Below are 17,314 nucleotides of genomic sequence, written 5' to 3'. Positions count from 1 at the left end.
TGTTATATCATTTCGTTAAAGCATTGTCGGAATTGCCATCCGACCGGCGCAGTCGATGCGCGTCGCTGCCGCGTGGCGGTAGAGGGGCTCCGCCGCGTGAGCGTGAGAAAAGAAGCGTCGTGGCGGGGCCGCGCGTAGGCCCCGCGGCCGTTCAGGCCGGTTGCCGCGCGACCTGGAAGCCTGCGAAGGACTGCGTCACCGGCATGATTTCCAGCCGATTGATGTTCAGATGCGGCGGCAGCGTCGCCACCCAGAAGATCTGTTCGGCGATGTCCTCGGCGGTCATCGGCTGTGCGCCCTGGTAGAGCGTGTCCGAGGCCGTCTGGTCGCCATGGGTGCGGACCAGGGTGAACTCGGTCTCGGCCATGCCCGGTTCGATCGCGGTCACGCGCACGCCGGTGCCATGCAGGTCCGAGCGCAGGCCCAGCGAGAACTGGCTGACGAAGGCCTTGGTGCCGCCGTAGGTGTTGCCGCCGGGATAGGGATACAGCGCGGCGACCGAACTGATGTTGATGATCGCGCCGCGGCGCTGGATCAGCGTCGGCAGCAGGCGATGGGTCAGCGTCACCAGCGCGGTGATGTTGGTGTCGATCATCGTGCGCCAGTCGTCCAGTTGCGCAGCCTGCGCCGGCGCGGTGCCTTGGGCCAGGCCGGCATTGTTGACCAGCAGGTCGATGCCGCGGAACGCCTCGGGCAGCGCCGCCAGCATCGCGTCCAGCGCATCGGTGTCGCGGATGTCGAAGGCGGCGATGTGCACGCGTTCTGCACCGAAGGCGTCCAGCAGCGGCTGCAGGCGCTCGGCACGGCGGCCGGTGGCGATCACGCGCCAGCCCGCGTCGACGAAGCGGCGCACGGCGGCGGCGCCGAAACCGGAGGTGGCACCGGTGATCAGGGCAGTCTGGGTCATTGGGGGAGCCGGGAATGGGGAGGGGGGAATCGGGAATGGTAAAAGCAAAACCCGGTCGCGCGCGTCGACAGCGCGTGTGCCCGGGGGGGGCGGCTTCGATGAGTGATGACGTCAGCGCGGCGCGACGGCGCGCGGATCCGAAGCGTCTTCAGGCCTCGTCGCGCGGAACGGAACGTGCTCGCGTCCCCATTCCAGATTCCCTGGCGACCAAGTCTCGCGTAGCCCCCGGCAGATCGCCGTCGTGGAACTGCAGCGTCATATCGGGGCCAGCGCGGCCCAATGTCAGCGGCGACAACGCATCCGCGCACATACAGGTGAAAACGGCACGCAGACCGCTTCACCCATTCCCCAATCCCGATTCCCCAATCCCGGCTCTACTGCGCCTTGATCGCGATCGCCGACAGCCCGCTGCCGTTCAACTTCTGCTTGGCCTCGGCCAGTTCGCTGGCGGTGCCGTAGGGCCCCATGCGCACGCGGTACACGGTCTTGCCGCTGATCTGCGCCGATTCCACGCGCGCCGACAGGCCCAGCATCGCCAGCTTGGCCTTGGTCGACTCGGCGTCGCCGGAGGCGCCGAACGAGCCGGCCTGCAGGATGTAGCGTGCGGTGTCGGGGGCCGCGGCCGCTGCGGCCGCCGCCGGTGCGGTGGTCGCGGCCGGCGTTGCCGCCGCGGCCGCTGGCCTGGAGGCGGCCGGCGTGGCGCTGGCCGCAGCGCTGGGCGTTTCCGGCAGCGGGGTCGGATTGGCGGCCGTCGCGGTCGGCGCAGTGGCGACCGCGGCCGGGGTGGTGCCGCCGGCCGCCGTGCCTGCGGCGGCCTGTGCCTTGGCCTGGCGAATGGCCTCGGCGCGCGCGCTGGCGGCCAGTTCGGCGTCGGACATTTGCACTTCCTTGCCGGGCAGCAGGGTGTAGAAGTCGTACTGGGTCTGCGCGTCCTTCTTCGCCTCCGGCTTGGTGCTGCCGGCCGCGTTGGCGGCGGGCTTGGGCAGCTCCGGGGCCGCATCGACGTCGGCATCGGCCACCGGTGCGGGCTGCGCGTCCGGATTGGCGCGCGGGCCGCCCACGCGCAGGAAGTCGCCGTCCTTCTTGAACAGGCCCGGCGCGCCGAGGAACACCACCGCGGCGATCGCCGCGCCGGCGATCAGCCACACCCATCCGGGCGTGCCGTTGCCGGTGTTGCGCCGGGCCTGGGTCTTACCGCGTCGTGCTGCCATTTACCGCTTCTCCACTCACATTTTTTCCGGGGCCGAGACGCCCAGGAGATTCAGACCGTTCGCCAGCACCTGCTGCGCCGCCACCGCCAGGGTCAGTTTGGCGTTGCGTTCGCCGGCGTCGTCCACCAGCACCGGAGTGCCGTGGTACCAGGTGTGGAAGGCCGTGGCCAGTTCGCGCAGGTATTGCGCGATCAGGTGCGGCTCCAGCGCATGTCCCGCATTCTCCACCACTTCCGGGTAGCGCGAGAGTTCCTGCATCAGTTCCAGCGAGGTCGCGTCGCTGAGCCGGTTCAGTTGCGCCTGGCCGTCGGCCTGGTCGTAGTCCAGCTTCTTCTCCTGCGCCTGGCGCAGCAGGCTGCATACGCGGGCATGCGCGTACTGCACGTAGAACACCGGGTTGTCGTTGCTCTGCTGGCGCGCCAGGTCGATGTCGAAGGTGAGCTGGGAATCGGCCTTGCGTGCGATCAAGAACCAGCGCACCGCATCTGCGCTAGTCTCTTCGATCAGGTCGCGCAGAGTAACGTAACCCCCCGCGCGCTTGCCCAGCTTCACTTCCTCGCCGCCGCGCATCACCGTGACCATCTGGTGCAGCACGTATTCCGGCCAGCCCTTGGGGATGCCCAGGTCCATCGCCTGCAGGCCGGCGCGCACGCGCGCCAGCGAGCCGTGGTGGTCGGCGCCCAGTTCGGTGATGGCGCGCACGTAGCCGCGCTGCCACTTGCTCAGGTGGTAGGCCACGTCCGGCACGAAGTAGGTGTAGGTGCCGTCGGACTTGCGCATCACCCGGTCCTTGTCGTCGCCGAAATCGGTGGATTTCAGCCACAGTGCGCCGCCGTCCTCGTAGGTGTGGCCGGAGGCGACCAGCTTCTGCACCGCCTCCTCGACCTTGCCGTCGCGGTACAGCGAGCTTTCCAGGAAGTAGATGTCGAAATCCACGCCGAACGCGGCCAGGTCGTGGTTCTGCTCGTTGCGCAGATAGGCCACGGCGAAGCGGCGGATCGCGTCCAGGTCCTGCGGGTCCTTGGCGCCGGTGACCACGTGGCCCTCCAGGTCGACTGCAGCGCCGGCCATGTAGGCCTCGGCCACGTCCTGGATGTAGTCGCCGCGGTAGCCTTCTTCCGGCCAGTCCGGGCTGTCCGGGGTCTTGCCCAGGGCGCGCGCCTGCACCGAGCGCGCCAGGTTCTCGATCTGGTTGCCGCCGTCGTTGTAGTAGAACTCGCGCTTGGCATTCCAGCCGTTGGCCTCGAGCAGGCGCGCCAGGCAGTCGCCGATGGCCGCGGCGCGGCCGTGGCCGACGTGCAGCGGCCCGGTCGGGTTGGCCGACACGTATTCCACGCCCACGGTGCGGCCGTTGCCGACCAGGCTGCGGCCGTAGTCCTCGCCCTGCTTGAGCACCGCCAGCACCTCGCGCTGGTAGGCGCCGGGGCCGAGGTGGAAATTGATGAAGCCGGGGCCGGCGATCTCGACCTTGCTGACATCGTCGTTGGCCGGCAGCGCGTCCACCAATTGCTGGGCGAGGGCGCGCGGATTGGTGCGCGCGGCCTTGGCCAGCAGCATTGCCGCGTTGGTGGCGAAGTCGCCGTGCTCGCGGGTCTTGGGGCGCTCGACCACGAAGTCCGGCGGCAGGGTGTCGGCCGGCAGGGTGCCATTGGCGCGCAAGGCTTCGATGCCTTGACCGATCAGGGCGCGGAGTTGGGATTTCACGAGATCTCTGCTTGAAGCGCGGAACCGGCGATTTTACCCGACCCGCCGCCTCCCGGCCCGTCCCGGGTTCAGCCCGACCTCAGCCGTGGCGCCGTGACGCCGTGACCGGGCGCAGGCCCGCGCCCCGGGCCCGCTGGGAGCCCGCCGGGCCGGCTGTCGCCTTGTGGGGCGCGCGCGCCACCCCGGCACCGCCCGCCACGCGCATCGGTTCAGGCCCAGCCGCGCGAGGCCATCGAGACCGGGACGCCGTCGCCGACGATGAAGTGGTCGAGCAGGCGCACGTCGATCAGGTCCAGCGCCTGTTTCAGCCGGTCGGTGACGGCGCGGTCGGCGGGCGAGGGTTCCGGGTTCCCGGACGGGTGGTTGTGGCCGATGATCACCGCGGCGGCGTTGAGCGTGAGCGCACGCCGGACCACCTCGCGCGGATGCACCTCGGCGCCGTCCACGGTGCCCTGGAACAGTTCCTCGAAGGCCAGCCAGCGGTGCCGGGTGTCCAGGAACAAGGCGGCGAAGACCTCGTATGGCCGCGCCCGCAGGCGTTGCGCGAAGTAACGGCCGGCGGTGACCGGGTTGCTGAGGGTGTCGCCGCGCTGCAGTTCCGCGGCCAGGTGGCGCTGGCCCAGTTCCAGCGCCGCCGACAGCTGGCAGGCCCGCGCCGGCCCCAGCCCGGGCAGGCGCACCAGGTCGCTGGGCGACCGGTCCAGCAGCGTGCGCAGCGGCCCGTGCCGGTGCAGCAGGTCGCGCGAGGTGCGTACTGCGTCGCTGCCGGGCAGGCCGGAGCCGAGAAAGATCGCCAGCAGTTCGGCGTCGGAAAGGGCCCGGGGACCGCGCGCCAGCAGCTTTTCCCGGGGACGTTCTTCGCAGGGCCAGTCGGAGATGTGCATATCGCCAGGGTGCCGGCCGACATGGCGCAACGGTATCAGGCCGCCAAAAGCCATCGGGTAAGCTAATCGTCCTTGTATGGGTAGGACATTCCCGACGTGACCGCGATTTTCGAGAGGCCCCTGCCGGGGCGACGTGTGCTGTTGTGCGTCGGCGGGGGAATCGCCGCCTACAAGGCGCTGGAACTGGTGCGGCGGCTGCGCGATGCCGGCGCCGAGGTCCAGGTGGCGATGACCGCCGGCGCGCAGCAGTTCGTCACCCCGCTGAGCTTCCAGGCGCTGTCCGGCCATCTCACCCGCACCACGCTGTGGGACAGCGGTGCGGAGCAGGCGATGGGCCATCTGGAACTGGCCCGCTGGGCCGAACACATCGTGGTGGCGCCTGCCACTGCCGACCTGCTGGCGCGCCTGGCGCACGGGCTGGCCGACGACCTGGTCGGCACGCTGTGCCTGGCCAGCACCGCCCCGCTGACCGTGTGTCCGGCGATGAACCACCGCATGTGGCTGCACCCGGCCACCCAGGCCAACATCGCCACCCTGCGCCAGCGCGGCGCACAGGTGGTCGGCCCCAACGACGGCCCGCTGGCCGAAGGCGAGTCCGGCCCCGGCCGCCTGGCCGAGCCCGGGCAGATCGTCGCGGCGCTCGCTGGGCGCACGGACCAGGGCGCCGCGTCGGCCATGCCGGCCGCCGCCGCTGTCCCGTCGCGTTCCGGTACTGGCGCCACCGGCGCCCTGCGCGGCCTGCGCGTGCTGATCAGCGCCGGTCCCACCTACGAAGACCTGGATCCGGTGCGCTACCTGGGCAACCGCAGCAGCGGCAAGATGGGCTACGCGCTGGCCGCGGCCGCGGCCCGGCAGGGCGCCGAGGTGGTGCTGGTCAGCGGTCCGGTGCATTTGTCTACGCCCGATGGCGTGCAGCGCATCGACGTGCGCTCGGCCGCGCAGATGCGCGAGGCGGTGCTGGGCGCGCTGCCGGCGGACATCTACATCGGCACTGCCGCCGTCGCCGATTACACGCCAAAACAGGTGGCGGCGCAGAAGATCAAGAAGAGCGGTGAGACCCTGACCCTGGAGCTGACCCGGACCCCGGACATCCTGGCCGAGGTCGCCGCGCAGACCCAGGCGCTGAAGCTGGTGGTCGGCTTCGCCGCCGAGACCCACGACATCGAGCGCTATGCCCGTGGCAAACTCGCCGACAAGCACCTGGACCTGATCGTGGCCAACCGGGTGGGGGTGGCCGGCAACGGCTTCGAGAGCGACCAGAACGCGGCCACCGCCTATTGGCAGGATGGCGAACGCGACTTCCCGGCGGTCTCCAAGACGCAGCTGGCCGAACAACTGCTGGACCTGATCGCGCAGAGGCTGCACGCATGAGCACTCCCACGCCCCATCCGCTGCAGGTGAAGCTGCTGGATCCGCGCTTCGGCGACAGCTGGCCGCTGCCCGACTACGCCACCGAAGCCAGCGCCGGGCTCGACCTGCGCGCGGCCACCGAGGCGCCGCTGACCCTGGCCCCGGGCGACACCGCGCTGATCCCCAGCGGCCTGTCCATCTACATCGCCGATCCGCAGCTGTGCGCGGTGGTGCTGCCGCGTTCGGGCCTGGGCCACCGCCACGGCATCGTGCTCGGCAACGGCACCGGCCTGATCGATGCCGACTACCAGGGACCGCTGCTGATCAGCGTCTGGAACCGCGGCCGCGAGGACTTCACCATCGCCCCCGGCGACCGCATCGCGCAACTGGTGGTGATGCCGGTCGTGCGTGTTGCCCTGCAGGTGGTGGATACTTTCGCCGACAGCGCCAGGGGAACGGGTGGATTCGGCCATACCGGAGTGCGCTGACAGGGGATCGTCTGCATGAGCGAGGCAACACAAGCGCGGCCGGTGCCGCAGGGTCTGCGCAAGGTGGCGCCTCTGCTGACGGTGCTGCTGGTGCTGATGGTCGTCTGGTTCGGCTGGAGCGGGGTGGAGCAATGGCGCGCCGAACAGGCCGCCACCACCCTGGAGCAGGCGCGCGATACCGCGGTGACGCAGACCCAGCAGGCGCTGGCGGGGGCGGGCAAACGCCTGTCCGAGCGCCTGCAGCAGCCGGCCGTGCAGGCGGCCCTGAGCCGCGGCGACGCCGCGGCCGCGGCCCAGGCGCTGCGCGCGGACTGGGCGCAGGCCGAGGACGCGCAGGTGCTGCCGGCCGACCTGGAACCGGGCTATGCCGATGCGGCGCGCTTCGGCTACGGCCGCCTGGCGCTGCTGGAAAAGACCCTGCTGAGCGACAAGGTCGCCAGCGCGGTGATTCGCGACGGCGGCGGCCCACGCCTCGGGCTGGCCGCGCCGGTGTCGCTGAGCGGCAACGCCGCGGTGGCCTACCTGCGCCTGCCGCTGGCGCTGTTGACCGACCCGGTCGCGCAGGCGCCGGTGCCGGGCAGCGGCTATCTGGCGCTGCGCCAGGGCAACTACGACGTGATTGCCGCCGGCAACAATGCGCTGCACGACCGTGCCGACGCGCTGTCGCGCCCGGTCGGCGACAGCGGCCTGCGCATGGTCGCCTCGCTGCCGGATAGCGAAGCCGGCCCGCTGGGGCTGGGGGCGCTGCCCTGCCTGCTGGTCGCCGGCCTCTGCCTGGTGCTGGGCGCACTGCTGTTGCTGGCCGCGCGCGGGCGCCTGCCGCAGCCGCGGGTACGCCGCGCCGACGCCGCGGCCACCGAAGAACACACTCTGCAGCAGAGCCTGCAGCGCCAGGAGCCGCCCCCGCCGCCGCCTGCCGCCGAGGAGGTCGCGCCGGCCAAGCCGGTGCCGGCGTTCGCGGTGGCGCCGGAGATCTTCCGCGCCTACGACATCCGCGGCGTGGTCGGCCGCGACCTCAGCCCGCAGGTCGCGGCGCTGATCGGCCAGGCGGTCGGCGCGGTGATGCAGGAGCAGGGACTCAACGAGGTGGTGGTCGGCCGCGATGGCCGCCTGTCCGGGCCGGAACTGTCGGCCGCGCTGATCGAAGGCCTGCGCCGCGCCGGGTGCCATGTCACCGACATCGGCCTGGCGCCGACCCCGGTGGTCTACTTCGCCGCCTACCACCTGCGCGCCGGCAGCTGCGTGGCGGTCACCGGCAGCCACAACCCGGCCGACTACAACGGCTTCAAGATCGTGGTCGGCGGCGAGACGCTGTCCGGCGCTGCCATCGCCGACCTGTACGCGCGGATCAGCGCCGGCCGCCTGCCCACGGCCGAGGAGCCGGGCCGGCTGCAGCAGCGCGACGTCGGCGACGACTACATCCAGCGCATCGCCGACGACGTGCAGCTGGACCGCCCGCTCAAGGTCGTGGCCGATGCCGGCAACGGCGTCGGCGGCGAACTGGCGCCGCGGCTGCTGGAAGCGATCGGCGCCGAGGTGGTGCCGTTGTACTGCGACGTCGACGGCACCTTCCCCAACCACCATCCCGATCCCAGCGAGCCGCACAACCTCGAGGATCTGGTGCAGACCGTGCGGCGCTTCGACGCCGACCTGGGCGTGGCCTTCGACGGCGACGCCGACCGCCTCGGCGTGGTCACCAAGGAAGGCACGGTGATCTACCCGGACCGCCTGCTGATGCTGTTCGCCGCCGACGTGCTGCAACGCAACCCCGGCGCGCTGGTGATCTACGACGTCAAGTGCACCGGCAAGCTGTCCGACTACGTGCTGCGCAACGGCGGCAGCCCGCTGGTGTGGAAGACCGGGCATTCGCTGATCAAGGCGAAGATGCGCGAGACCGACGCCGAACTGGCCGGCGAGATGAGCGGCCATTTCTTCTTCAAGGAGCGCTGGTACGGCTTCGACGACGGCCTGTACGCGGCGGCGCGGCTGCTGGAGATCCTGGCCCAGCGCGAGGAATCGCCGTCGGAAGTGCTGGCCGAACTGCCCGACAGCGTGGCCACGCCGGAGATCAAGCTGCCGGTGGACGGGCGGGACGCGCACGCGCTGGTCGCCGACCTGGTCGCCCAGGCGCAGCAGGAGGGCTCGCCGTTCGCCGGCGCGCGGCTGCTGACCATCGACGGCCTGCGCGTCGACTTCCCGGATGGCTGGGGGCTGGTGCGCGCGTCCAACACCACGCCGGTGCTGGTGCTGCGCTTCGAGGCCGACAACGCGGCGGCGCTGGAGCGGATCAAGGCGCTGTTCCGCGCCCAGGTGCAGGCGGTGCTGCCGGGCCTGGCGCCGACCTTCTGAGCCAGCGGCACGCGCCCGGGCCGGTCCGGGCGCCGGGCACCGCGGCGGCTCAGCCGCCGGCGGTGGTCGGGGTCGCTGCCGGGCCGCCGCCGCGGGCCGCGCGATAACGCTGCAGCACGTCCTCGATTTCCTGGTCCAGGCCGAGTCGCTGCTGTTCGAAGTTCTTCTGCATGCGCAGTTGCCACAGCAGGGCGCGGTGGCGTTGCTGCACGTCGTCGGCGATCTTGGCCGGCACGCTCTGCCCGGCCAGTTCGCGCGCGCCAGCGCCGGACAGCAGGCCGATCAGGCCCTGGCGCAGGCTGTCGACGTTGTAGCGGGCGGTGTTGATGTTGTTGTCGACGATGCCGATGCGCTCGGCGAACACCCGGCGCAGTTCGTCCTCGGTCTGGTACGACAGCAGCATCGCCTGGTCGGTACGCTTGCGCGTCTCCAGCGCGGCCTGGTCGGCGCGCTGCTGCGCGGCATCGGCCGCGGCCGCGGCGCGTTCGTCGGCGTTGAGCGCACGCCCGACCTCGGCGCTGCGCATGCCGCTGGTGGCGTTGAACTCGTCGCGTGCCTGGTTCACCGCTTCCGGCGGCAGCGCATCGCTGCAGGTGCGTTGGCCGCCCTGGTTCCAGCAATACAGCTTCTTGGACGGTGCCGACGCCTGTTGCGCGGTGGCCGGCAAGGCCAGCAGCGCCAACACGGCCGGCAGGACGCGGTTGCGTGGTCGGATCGGCATCGTGGCAGCCCCCTGCTGTCAGCCAGACGAAGCGCAACCGTAGCGGGCCCGGTAGGCCAGCAGCGGTTCGCGGAAGCCGACAAGGTCTGCGTTTCCGTCGATGAATGCAAGCAGGTCGCCCAGATGCGCGACCGACACCACAGGAACGCCGGCTTCGGCGGCCACCGCCTGCGCCGCCGAGCGGCGGTCGTCCTCGGCGGCGATCTCCTGGCGGTCCAGCGCGACCAGGATCGCGGCCGGCTCGCCACCGGCGGCACGGATGATGCCCAGCGCCTCGCGGATCGCGGTGCCGGCGGTGATCACGTCGTCCACGATCAGCACCCGGCGGCCGGCCAGCGGCGCGCCGATCAGGCTGCCGCCTTCGCCGTGCGCCTTGGCTTCCTTGCGGTTGAACGCCAGCGGCAGGTCGCGCCCGCGCCGCGCGTATTCGCAGGCCACCGCCGTGGCCAACGGAATGCCCTTGTAGGCCGGGCCGAACAGCAGGTCGAAGTCGAGCCCGGCCGCGTCGGCCGCATCGGCGTAGCACGCCGCCAGCCGCGCCATGCTGGTACCGGAGTCGAAGCGCCCGGCGTTGAAGAAATAGGGGCTGAGGCGCCCGGACTTCAGCGTGAACTCGCCGAAGCGCAGCGCCTCCGCGTCCAGGGCCAGTTGCAGGAAACGGTGCCGGTAGTCGGTCATTGGGGGGCCGGGAATGGAGAAACGGGAATAGGGAATCGATAAAGCGTACCCCAGCAGGACCGCGAAGACGGAACAACCGCTATGCTTTTCACCATTCCCTATTCCCCTTTCCCCATTCCCGGCTCTTCCATGCGCATCATCAGCTTCAACGCCAACGGCCTGCGGTCGGCCGCCACCAAGGGCTTTTTCGAGTGGTTCGCCACCCAGCAGGCCGATGTGCTGTGCGTGCAGGAGACCAAGGCGCAGGAGCATCAACTGGCCGGGCCGGCGTTCCTGCCGGACGGCTACCGGGTCTGGTTCCGCGACGCCAGCACCAAGAAGGGCTACAGCGGCGTGGCCATCTACAGCAAGCGTGAACCCGACGAGGTGCGCACCGCGCTGGGCTGGCCGGAGTTCGACGAGGAAGGCCGCTACCTCGAGGCGCGCTTCGGCAACCTGAGCGTGGTGTCCTTCTACATTCCCTCCGGGTCCTCCGGCGAGCTGCGCCAGGGCTACAAGTTCCAGGTCATGGACTGGCTGCGGCCGATCCTGGTGGAGTGGCTGCACAGCGGCCGCGACTACGTGCTGTGCGGCGACTGGAACATCGTGCGCTCGGCGCTGGACATCAAGAACTGGAAGTCGAACCAGAAGAACTCCGGCTGCCTGCCGGCCGAGCGCGACTGGCTCAACGGCCTGTGCGCCGACCGTGCCGACGAGGCCGACCCGGCCAGCGGCCGCGGCTGGGTGGATGCGTACCGCGCGCTGCATCCGGACGGCCAGGACTACACCTGGTGGAGCAACCGCGGCGCGGCGCGCGCCAACGACGTCGGTTGGCGCATCGATTACCAGTTCGTTACCCCGACCCTGCGCGAGCGCCTGCAGGGCTGCTCCATCTATACCGCGCAGCGCTTCTCCGACCATGCGCCGTTCACGGTGGACTACCGCGAATGAGCGGCGGCACCTCCGCGGCGCCGGTGTCCTACAAGGGCTGGGCCGGGATCAAGCGCGCCTTCGCCACGCCATCGGCGGCGACGATGGCGCTGCTGGGCTTCGGCAGCGGCCTGCCGTTCCTGCTGATCGCCTCGCAGACCCTGTCCACGCGCCTGCGCGACGTCGGCCTGGACCTGGGCAGCATCGGCCTGATCAGCCTGGCCAGCTTCTTCTACCTGCTCAAGTTCCTGTGGGCGCCGCTGCTGGACCGCTACCGCTTCCCGCTGTTCGGCTTCCTCGGCCGGCGCCGTTCGTGGCTGCTGGTCGCGCAGCTGGGCGTGGCCATCGGCCTGGTGGCGCTGGCCTTCACCCGCCCGGAGCTGAGCGTGGGCGCGCTGGTGCTGTGGGTGCTGATCGCCTCCCTCGCCGGCGCCACCCAGGACTCGGTGGTGGACGCCTACCGCATCGAGATCGCGCCGTCCTCGGCGCAGGCCGCGCTCGCCGCGACCTACACCTTCGGCTATCGCATCGGCCTGATCCTGTCCGGCGCCGGCGCGCTGTATCTGGCGCAGTTCGGCAACTGGACCTTGGCCTATCTGGTCATGGCCGGGCTGATGCTGCTGCCGATCGTCACCACCCTGGTGTGCCGCGAGCCGGAAGTGCCGGTGTCGACCGTGGTGCGCAGGATCGACGTGGTCGGTGCGTTCTGGCAGCCGATCTCCAGCTTCTTCTCCAGCAACGGCCTGGCGCTGGGCCTGGCCCTGCTGCTGTTCGTGGGCCTGTTCAAGTTCCCCGACCAGGTGATCGGGGTGATGTCCGGCCCGTTCTACCTGGACTCGGGCTTCGACAAGGCCGACATCGCCACCGTCTCCAAGCTGTTCGGGGTCTGGATGGGGATTGCCGGCGCCTTCGCCGGCGGCCTGGCGGTGGCCGCCTTCGGCTTCCGACGCATGCTGCTCGTCGCCGCGCTGGGCGTGGCGCTGTCCAACCTGGCGTTCCTGCTGATGGCGCACAACCCCGGCCAACTCTGGTCGTTCTACGCCGCGCTCAGCGCCGACAACCTGTTCCAGGGCTTCGCCGGCACCGTGCTGGTCGCCTTCATGTCCTCGCTGACCGACCGCAACTTCACCGCCACCCAGTACGCGCTGCTGGTGTCGCTGGCCAACCTGCCGGGCAAGTTCGTCGGCGGCGTCTCCGGCTACATTGTCGAAGCCACCTCCTACAGCACCTTCTTCGTGCTCAGCGCCTTCACCGTGATCCCGACCCTGTTGCTGCTGGCCTGGCTGTGGCCGCGGATCCGCGAGCAGACGCCACTGGCGGCCGCCTCCAGCGATTGAAAGGCCGTCCCCGGGCAGGGATGATGGGCAGCGGCGCATGCGTGCGCCGCCGTCCGGGAGTCCGCATGAGCGACCTTGTGTTGCGCGATATCGACCCGTTCCTGCTCGAACGCATCCGCCGCATCGCCGTCGCGCGCGGCTGGACCCAGCGCCAGGCGGTGCTGGCGCTGATCGAGCAGGGCCTGTTCTCCAGCGAGTACGACGTACGCAGCGGGTTCGAGCACCGCGAAGTGGATGCGCTGTCGGAGGCGATCGCGGCGTTGCGCGCGCTGCCCGCCGGCAGCGGTTTCTGAATCCCGACGCCTCGCTTACGCGGGGTGGATCGCGCCAAGGATGCGCGGCCCGCGCGCGCCGCTGACCGACGGCAGGTTGCCCGGCAGCCCGGCCAGGGTCTGCCGCGCCAGCCAGGCAAAGCCCATCGCTTCGATGTAGTCCGGGTCCAGGCCCTGTGCCTGGGTCGACTGCACCTGCACCCCCGGCAAGCGCGCCTGCAGCCGCGCCAGCAGCAGCGGGTTGTGCACGCCGCCGCCGCACACCAGCAACTGCCGGGTCCCCGGCTGCTGCGCCAGCAATGCATCGGCGACAGTGGCCGCGGTCAGCTCCAGGAGCGTCGCCTGCACGCTGGCCGGCGTAGGCGCCGGGATGTCCAGGCAGGCCTCCAGCCAGCGCAGGTGGAACTGCTCGCGCCCGGTGCTCTTGGGCGGCGGCAGTGCGAACCACGGATCGGCCAGCAGGCGCTGCAGCAGGTCGGCGTCGACCGCGCCGCTGGCGGCGAAGGCGCCGCCCGCATCGTAGGGCTGGCCGCAATGGCGCTGGCACCAGGCATCGAGCAGCGCGTTGGCCGGGCCGGTGTCGAACCCGCGCACGGCGCCGTGCGCCGGCAGCAGGGTCAGGTTGCCGATGCCGCCGAGATTGAGCACCGCCCGGTCCTCGTGCGCCGCACCCAGCATCGCTGCGTGGAAGGCCGGCATCAGCGGCGCGCCGTGGCCGCCGGCGGCGACGTCGCGGCGGCGGAAATCGCAGACCGTGGCGATGCCGGTCAGTTCGGCGATGCGGTTGCCGTCGCCGAGCTGCCAGGTGAAGGCGGGGTTCGCCAGCGGGCGATGGCGCACGGTCTGCCCGTGCGATCCGATCGCGCGCACCGCGGCCGGCGCCACCCGGGCGTCGTCGAGCAGGCGCAGCGCCGCCTCGGCGAAGGCGATCGCGACCTCGGCATCGAGTTGCCCCAGCGCGTCCAGCGAGGCGATGTCGCCGCCTTCGCCCAGCGCGATCAGCGCCGCGCGCTGCTGCGGTGCCCAGGCATAGGTGCGGCCCAGCTGCAGCTTCGGGTTGCCGTCGTGGCCGAAGCGCACCAGCGCGGCATCGATGCCGTCGGCGCTGGTGCCGGACATCAGGCCCAGGAACAGGGCGTCGTCGGGAACGGCGGAAGGAGAAGACATGCTGGGCACCAGGCGGCGGTCGGCGCCGCAGCGTGTGCCAGGCGCCGCCGCCCGTCAATGCGCGGCGCGGCGGACGCGGACGCCAGTGCTCAGCCGGCGTCGTGCGAGGCGGCGGCCTTGGACGAGGCGACGACCTTCTTCTTCTTCGCCCCCGGCTCGTCGGCATCGGCGTAGATCAGCTTTTCCACGCGCTGGATGCGCGCCAGCGCCGGCGAGGTCTGCGCACGGAACGCGGCCAGTTCGGCCCCGGCCAGCGGGGTCGGCGGCGGCATCGTCACCGAGGCCGGATTGCGCTGCACGCCGTCCACGCGGAATTCGTAGTGCAGGTGCGGACCGGTGGCCATGCCGGTCATGCCGACGTAGCCGATCACCGTGCCCTGGTTGATGCGCTGGCCGGCCCTGATCCCGCCGAAGCGCGACATATGCCCGTACAGCGTGCTGTAGCCCTTGCCGTGATCCAGGATGACGACGTTGCCGTAGCCGCGCTGGGTGCCGACGAACTGCACCCGCGCATCGCCGGCGGCCATGATCGGGGTGCCGGTCGGCGCCGCGTAGTCGATGCCCTTGTGCATGCGCATGGTGCCCAGCACCGGGTGCTTGCGCGCGCCGAAGGTGGAGCTGATGCGGCTGTAGGACACCGGCATGCGGATGAAGCTCTTCTTCAGCGGCCGCCCGGTCACGTCGAAATACTCGGCCGGCTTGCCGCCGCGCTCGAAGCGGAAGCCGCTGTAGGTCTTGCCGCGGGTGGTGAAGGTCGCCGCCAGGATCTTGCTGGTGTCGATGCGCTCGCCTTCGCGCCAGGTCTCGTCCATGACCACGCTGAAGCGGTCGCCCGGCTGCAGGTCCTTGTCGAAGTCGATGTCGTACTTGAAGATCTCGTCGGTCATCGTCGCGATCGCCGACGGCGACAGCCCGGCCTTGCGTGCGGCCACGTACAGCGAGCTGGTGATCTCGCCGCTGGTGACCACGGTGCGCGTGCTGGTCTCGCGCTCGATCACCTTCTCCTTGATGTCGTCGTCCAGCAGCGACAGTTCCACCCGGTGGGTGGCATCGCGGTCGAAGCGCAGGGCGCGCAGATCGCCGGTCGTCGCCAGGTCGAAGCCGATCTCGGCGCCCGGACGCAGCTTGGTCAGCGCGTCGTGCGTGCCCGGATGGTCCAGTACCCGCTGCATCACCGTGGCGGGGATGCCGAGCTTCTCGAACACCGAGCCCAGGGTCTGCCCGGACTCGATCCGCACCACCTGCCAGTTGTCGGTGATCGCCGCCTGCTGTTGCTGCGCCAGCGAGATCGGCGGCAACGGCAGCGCCAGCGTCGCCTGCGTGGTCTGCAGCGGCACGTCGATGGCGTTGGAGAAGCCCGGGACGATGGTGGCGACCATCGCACCGATGGTGGCGAACAGGCTGGCGTGGATCCAGTGGCGGCGCGTCCAGCGGCCGGCGGGAAGATGTTCCTTCAACTTGCGATGCAGCGCAGTGTCGTGGAGAACGTGAAGGCGTTGCTGGAACCGCTGCCGGCGCGCGCGTTCCTGATCACTGTTGGGCATCAAGGCTTCCTCACGAGCCCGAAGCGCGAGCTCAAAACTCGGCTACCATAAACATCGTTCCACAGCGCGTCAAACCATTGAGCCGGCTCGAATTTTCATCTGGCCGCACGGTTAACTCGCTCTTAACGCCATTCACGTTTGTTGACGCCATTCGCCGGAGTTCCTGTTTTGTCCACGATCGAAGAGTCCCTTGCCCTGATCGGCCGCGGTGCCGACGAAATCCTCAAGCGCGAAGAACTGGAGGCCCGCCTGCGCAGCGGCCGCCCGCTGCGGATCAAGGCCGGCTTCGATCCCACCGCGCCGGACCTGCACATCGGTCACACCGTGCTGTTGAACAAGATGCGCCAGTTCCAGGACCTGGGGCACCAGGTGATCTTCCTGATCGGCGACTTCACCGGCATGATCGGCGACCCCACCGGCAAGAACGTCACCCGCAAGCCGCTGACCCGCGAGGACGTGCTGGCCAACGCCCGCACCTACGAGGAGCAGGTGTTCAAGGTGCTGGACCGGGAGCGCACCGAGGTCCGCTTCAACTCCGAATGGTTCGGGCAGATGAGTGCGGCCGACATGATCCGCCTGGCCGGCCAGCACACCGTGGCGCGCATGCTCGAGCGCGACGACTTCGCCAAGCGCTACGCGGCGCAGCAGTCCATCGCCATCCACGAGTTCCTGTACCCGCTGGTGCAGGGCTACGACTCGGTGGCGCTGAAGGCCGACGTCGAACTGGGCGGCACCGACCAGAAGTTCAACCTGCTGATGGGCCGCGGCCTGCAGGAGCACTACGGGCAGCCGGCGCAGATCGTGCTGACGATGCCGCTGCTGGAGGGGCTGGACGGGGTCAACAAGATGTCCAAGTCGCTGGGCAACTACATCGGCATCAGCGAACCGGCGATCGACATCGTCACCAAGACCATGAAGATCGGCGACGAGCTGATGTGGCGCTGGATCGAACTGCTGTCCTTCGATATCGGCGTGAACGAAGCGCAGGCGCTGCGCCAGCAGGTGCAGACCGGCAGCCTGCATCCGCGCGAGGTGAAGCTGCGCTTGGCACGCGAATTGACCACCCGCTTCCACGATGCCGCCGCCGCCGAGCAGGCCATCGTCGGCTGGCACGCCGTGGTGACCGGGCAGGGCGACACCAGCGCCTTGCCGTTGCAACAAGTCGCCGTGCCGGCGGAAGGCCTGCGGATCGCCGCGCTGCTGACCGCTGCCGGGCTGACCGCCAGCAACTCCGAGGCAAGCCGCAAGCTGAAGGAGCGGGCGGTGCGCGTGGCTGGCGAAGTGGTCGAGGATCCGCAGCAGAGCTTCGCGCCGGGCTTCGAAGGCGTGCTGCAGGTCGGCAAGCGGACGTTCGCCCGGGTGCAACTGATCGCCGGGTAAGGCCGCGCCTCGCCACTGCGGCTGGTCCGCAGTGGCGGGAGGTCAAGGGCATGCGTGCGGCGCATGCTCTCTATTTAGATAGCGGTCGATCTACAGTCGGTCTGCCTATCGACAGAGACGCCGGCTACTTCCAGGTGTGGATGGCCCCAGCGGGGCCTGACGACCTGCCAGCAGGCTTGCCGCGACGGGAGAGTGAAAAAATTTTTCACACCCTCTTCCCAAATGGACGATTTGGGGCCATACTTTCCCTCCCCTGACGCAACGCCTTCACGGCAACGCGGCAAGGGCGTCAAAACCTCTTCAAAAAGGTGTTGACGAAGTGAAAAAGTCGGCTAATATGGCCGGCTAGCTTCGAGGAAAAGCCTACGGGTTTGGACGAAGAAGCGGCGCCAACCACCTGATCAAAAAGGTGT

At 70.1% G+C, this 17,314-nt stretch carries 15 protein-coding genes; 7 read left to right on the top strand and 8 right to left on the bottom strand.

The annotated features are described in order from the left end of the window. Positions 1 to 151 precede the first annotated feature (151 nt). The 4 genes from J7357_RS04430 to radC all read right to left on the bottom strand — a co-directional run bounded on the left by J7357_RS04430 (position 152) and on the right by radC (position 4,706). Positions 152 to 907 (bottom strand): SDR family NAD(P)-dependent oxidoreductase, encoded by a 756-nt coding sequence (locus J7357_RS04430; protein ID WP_209245051.1) that lies wholly within the window; start codon positions 905 to 907, stop codon positions 152 to 154. A 374-nt stretch (positions 908 to 1,281) separates the two neighbouring features. After that, positions 1,282 to 2,118: an SPOR domain-containing protein gene (locus J7357_RS04425; RefSeq protein WP_209245049.1), complete on the bottom strand. Its 837-nt coding sequence runs from the start codon at positions 2,116 to 2,118 to the stop codon at positions 1,282 to 1,284. 15 nt (positions 2,119 to 2,133) lie between these two features. After that, positions 2,134 to 3,822: an arginine--tRNA ligase gene (gene argS / locus J7357_RS04420; RefSeq protein ID WP_209245048.1), complete on the bottom strand. Its 1,689-nt coding sequence runs from the start codon at positions 3,820 to 3,822 to the stop codon at positions 2,134 to 2,136. A 209-nt stretch (positions 3,823 to 4,031) separates the two neighbouring features. Then, on the bottom strand, positions 4,032 to 4,706 hold the full coding sequence (gene radC / locus J7357_RS04415; RefSeq protein ID WP_209245046.1) for a DNA repair protein RadC: 675 nt from the start codon (positions 4,704 to 4,706) through the stop codon (positions 4,032 to 4,034). Positions 4,707 to 4,802: 96 nt separating this feature from the next. Here radC and coaBC point away from each other — a divergent pair, with 96 nt between their 5' ends. Genes coaBC through J7357_RS04400 form a run of 3 tightly spaced genes read left to right on the top strand, consistent with a single transcriptional unit; the run spans position 4,803 to position 8,893 of the window. Continuing rightward, a complete protein-coding gene (gene coaBC / locus J7357_RS04410) occupies positions 4,803 to 6,077 on the top strand; it encodes a bifunctional phosphopantothenoylcysteine decarboxylase/phosphopantothenate--cysteine ligase CoaBC (protein WP_209245044.1) in 1,275 nt (424 codons plus the stop codon). Next, positions 6,074 to 6,544, top strand: coding sequence for a dUTP diphosphatase (dut, locus tag J7357_RS04405; protein WP_010342059.1), 471 nt, complete (start codon positions 6,074 to 6,076; stop codon positions 6,542 to 6,544). The genes coaBC and dut overlap by 4 nt, the downstream gene beginning before the upstream one ends. A 15-nt stretch (positions 6,545 to 6,559) precedes the next feature. Beyond that, positions 6,560 to 8,893, top strand: coding sequence for a phosphomannomutase/phosphoglucomutase (locus tag J7357_RS04400; RefSeq protein WP_209245037.1), 2,334 nt, complete (start codon positions 6,560 to 6,562; stop codon positions 8,891 to 8,893). Positions 8,894 to 8,942: 49 nt separating this feature from the next. Here the strand turns inward: J7357_RS04400 and J7357_RS04395 are convergent, their stop codons facing one another. Continuing rightward, the gene (locus J7357_RS04395) at positions 8,943 to 9,614 is read right to left on the bottom strand and encodes a hypothetical protein (RefSeq protein ID WP_209245036.1); all 672 of its coding nucleotides are present in this window, start codon (positions 9,612 to 9,614) and stop codon (positions 8,943 to 8,945) included. An 18-nt stretch (positions 9,615 to 9,632) separates the two neighbouring features. Next, a complete protein-coding gene (gene pyrE / locus J7357_RS04390) occupies positions 9,633 to 10,292 on the bottom strand; it encodes an orotate phosphoribosyltransferase (protein WP_209245035.1) in 660 nt (219 codons plus the stop codon). Between the two features lie 129 nt (positions 10,293 to 10,421). Here pyrE and J7357_RS04385 point away from each other — a divergent pair, with 129 nt between their 5' ends. The 3 genes from J7357_RS04385 to J7357_RS04375 all read left to right on the top strand — a co-directional run bounded on the left by J7357_RS04385 (position 10,422) and on the right by J7357_RS04375 (position 12,831). Next, positions 10,422 to 11,222, top strand: a complete 801-nt coding sequence (locus tag J7357_RS04385; RefSeq protein ID WP_209245034.1) for an exodeoxyribonuclease III — start codon at positions 10,422 to 10,424, stop codon at positions 11,220 to 11,222. Next, entirely contained in the window at positions 11,219 to 12,538 is a 1,320-nt protein-coding gene (locus J7357_RS04380; protein WP_209245033.1) for an MFS transporter, read from the top strand. Before J7357_RS04385 ends, J7357_RS04380 begins: the two co-directional genes overlap by 4 nt. 65 nt (positions 12,539 to 12,603) lie before the next feature. Next, positions 12,604 to 12,831 (top strand): hypothetical protein, encoded by a 228-nt coding sequence (locus tag J7357_RS04375; protein WP_010342053.1) that lies wholly within the window; start codon positions 12,604 to 12,606, stop codon positions 12,829 to 12,831. Positions 12,832 to 12,846: 15 nt separating this feature from the next. Here J7357_RS04375 and J7357_RS04370 read toward each other — a convergent pair whose 3' ends face one another. Together J7357_RS04370 and J7357_RS04365 are read right to left on the bottom strand one after the other, a co-directional pair. Beyond that, the gene (locus J7357_RS04370) at positions 12,847 to 13,977 is read right to left on the bottom strand and encodes an anhydro-N-acetylmuramic acid kinase (protein ID WP_209245032.1); all 1,131 of its coding nucleotides are present in this window, start codon (positions 13,975 to 13,977) and stop codon (positions 12,847 to 12,849) included. An 89-nt stretch (positions 13,978 to 14,066) separates the two neighbouring features. After that, positions 14,067 to 15,521, bottom strand: a complete 1,455-nt coding sequence (locus tag J7357_RS04365; RefSeq protein WP_209245031.1) for a peptidoglycan DD-metalloendopeptidase family protein — start codon at positions 15,519 to 15,521, stop codon at positions 14,067 to 14,069. A 168-nt stretch (positions 15,522 to 15,689) separates the two neighbouring features. Between J7357_RS04365 and tyrS the strand changes: the two genes are divergently transcribed. Beyond that, positions 15,690 to 16,901, top strand: coding sequence for a tyrosine--tRNA ligase (gene tyrS / locus J7357_RS04360; protein ID WP_209245030.1), 1,212 nt, complete (start codon positions 15,690 to 15,692; stop codon positions 16,899 to 16,901). The last annotated feature ends 413 nt before the right edge of the window (positions 16,902 to 17,314 follow it).

The sequence above is a fragment of the Xanthomonas sp. D-109 genome (genome assembly GCF_017746095.1).
GTDB lineage: Bacteria > Pseudomonadota > Gammaproteobacteria > Xanthomonadales > Xanthomonadaceae > Xanthomonas_A > Xanthomonas_A sacchari.
The sequence above is the reverse complement of the archived record's forward strand: the minus strand, read 5'-3'. Positions and strand labels throughout refer to the sequence as shown.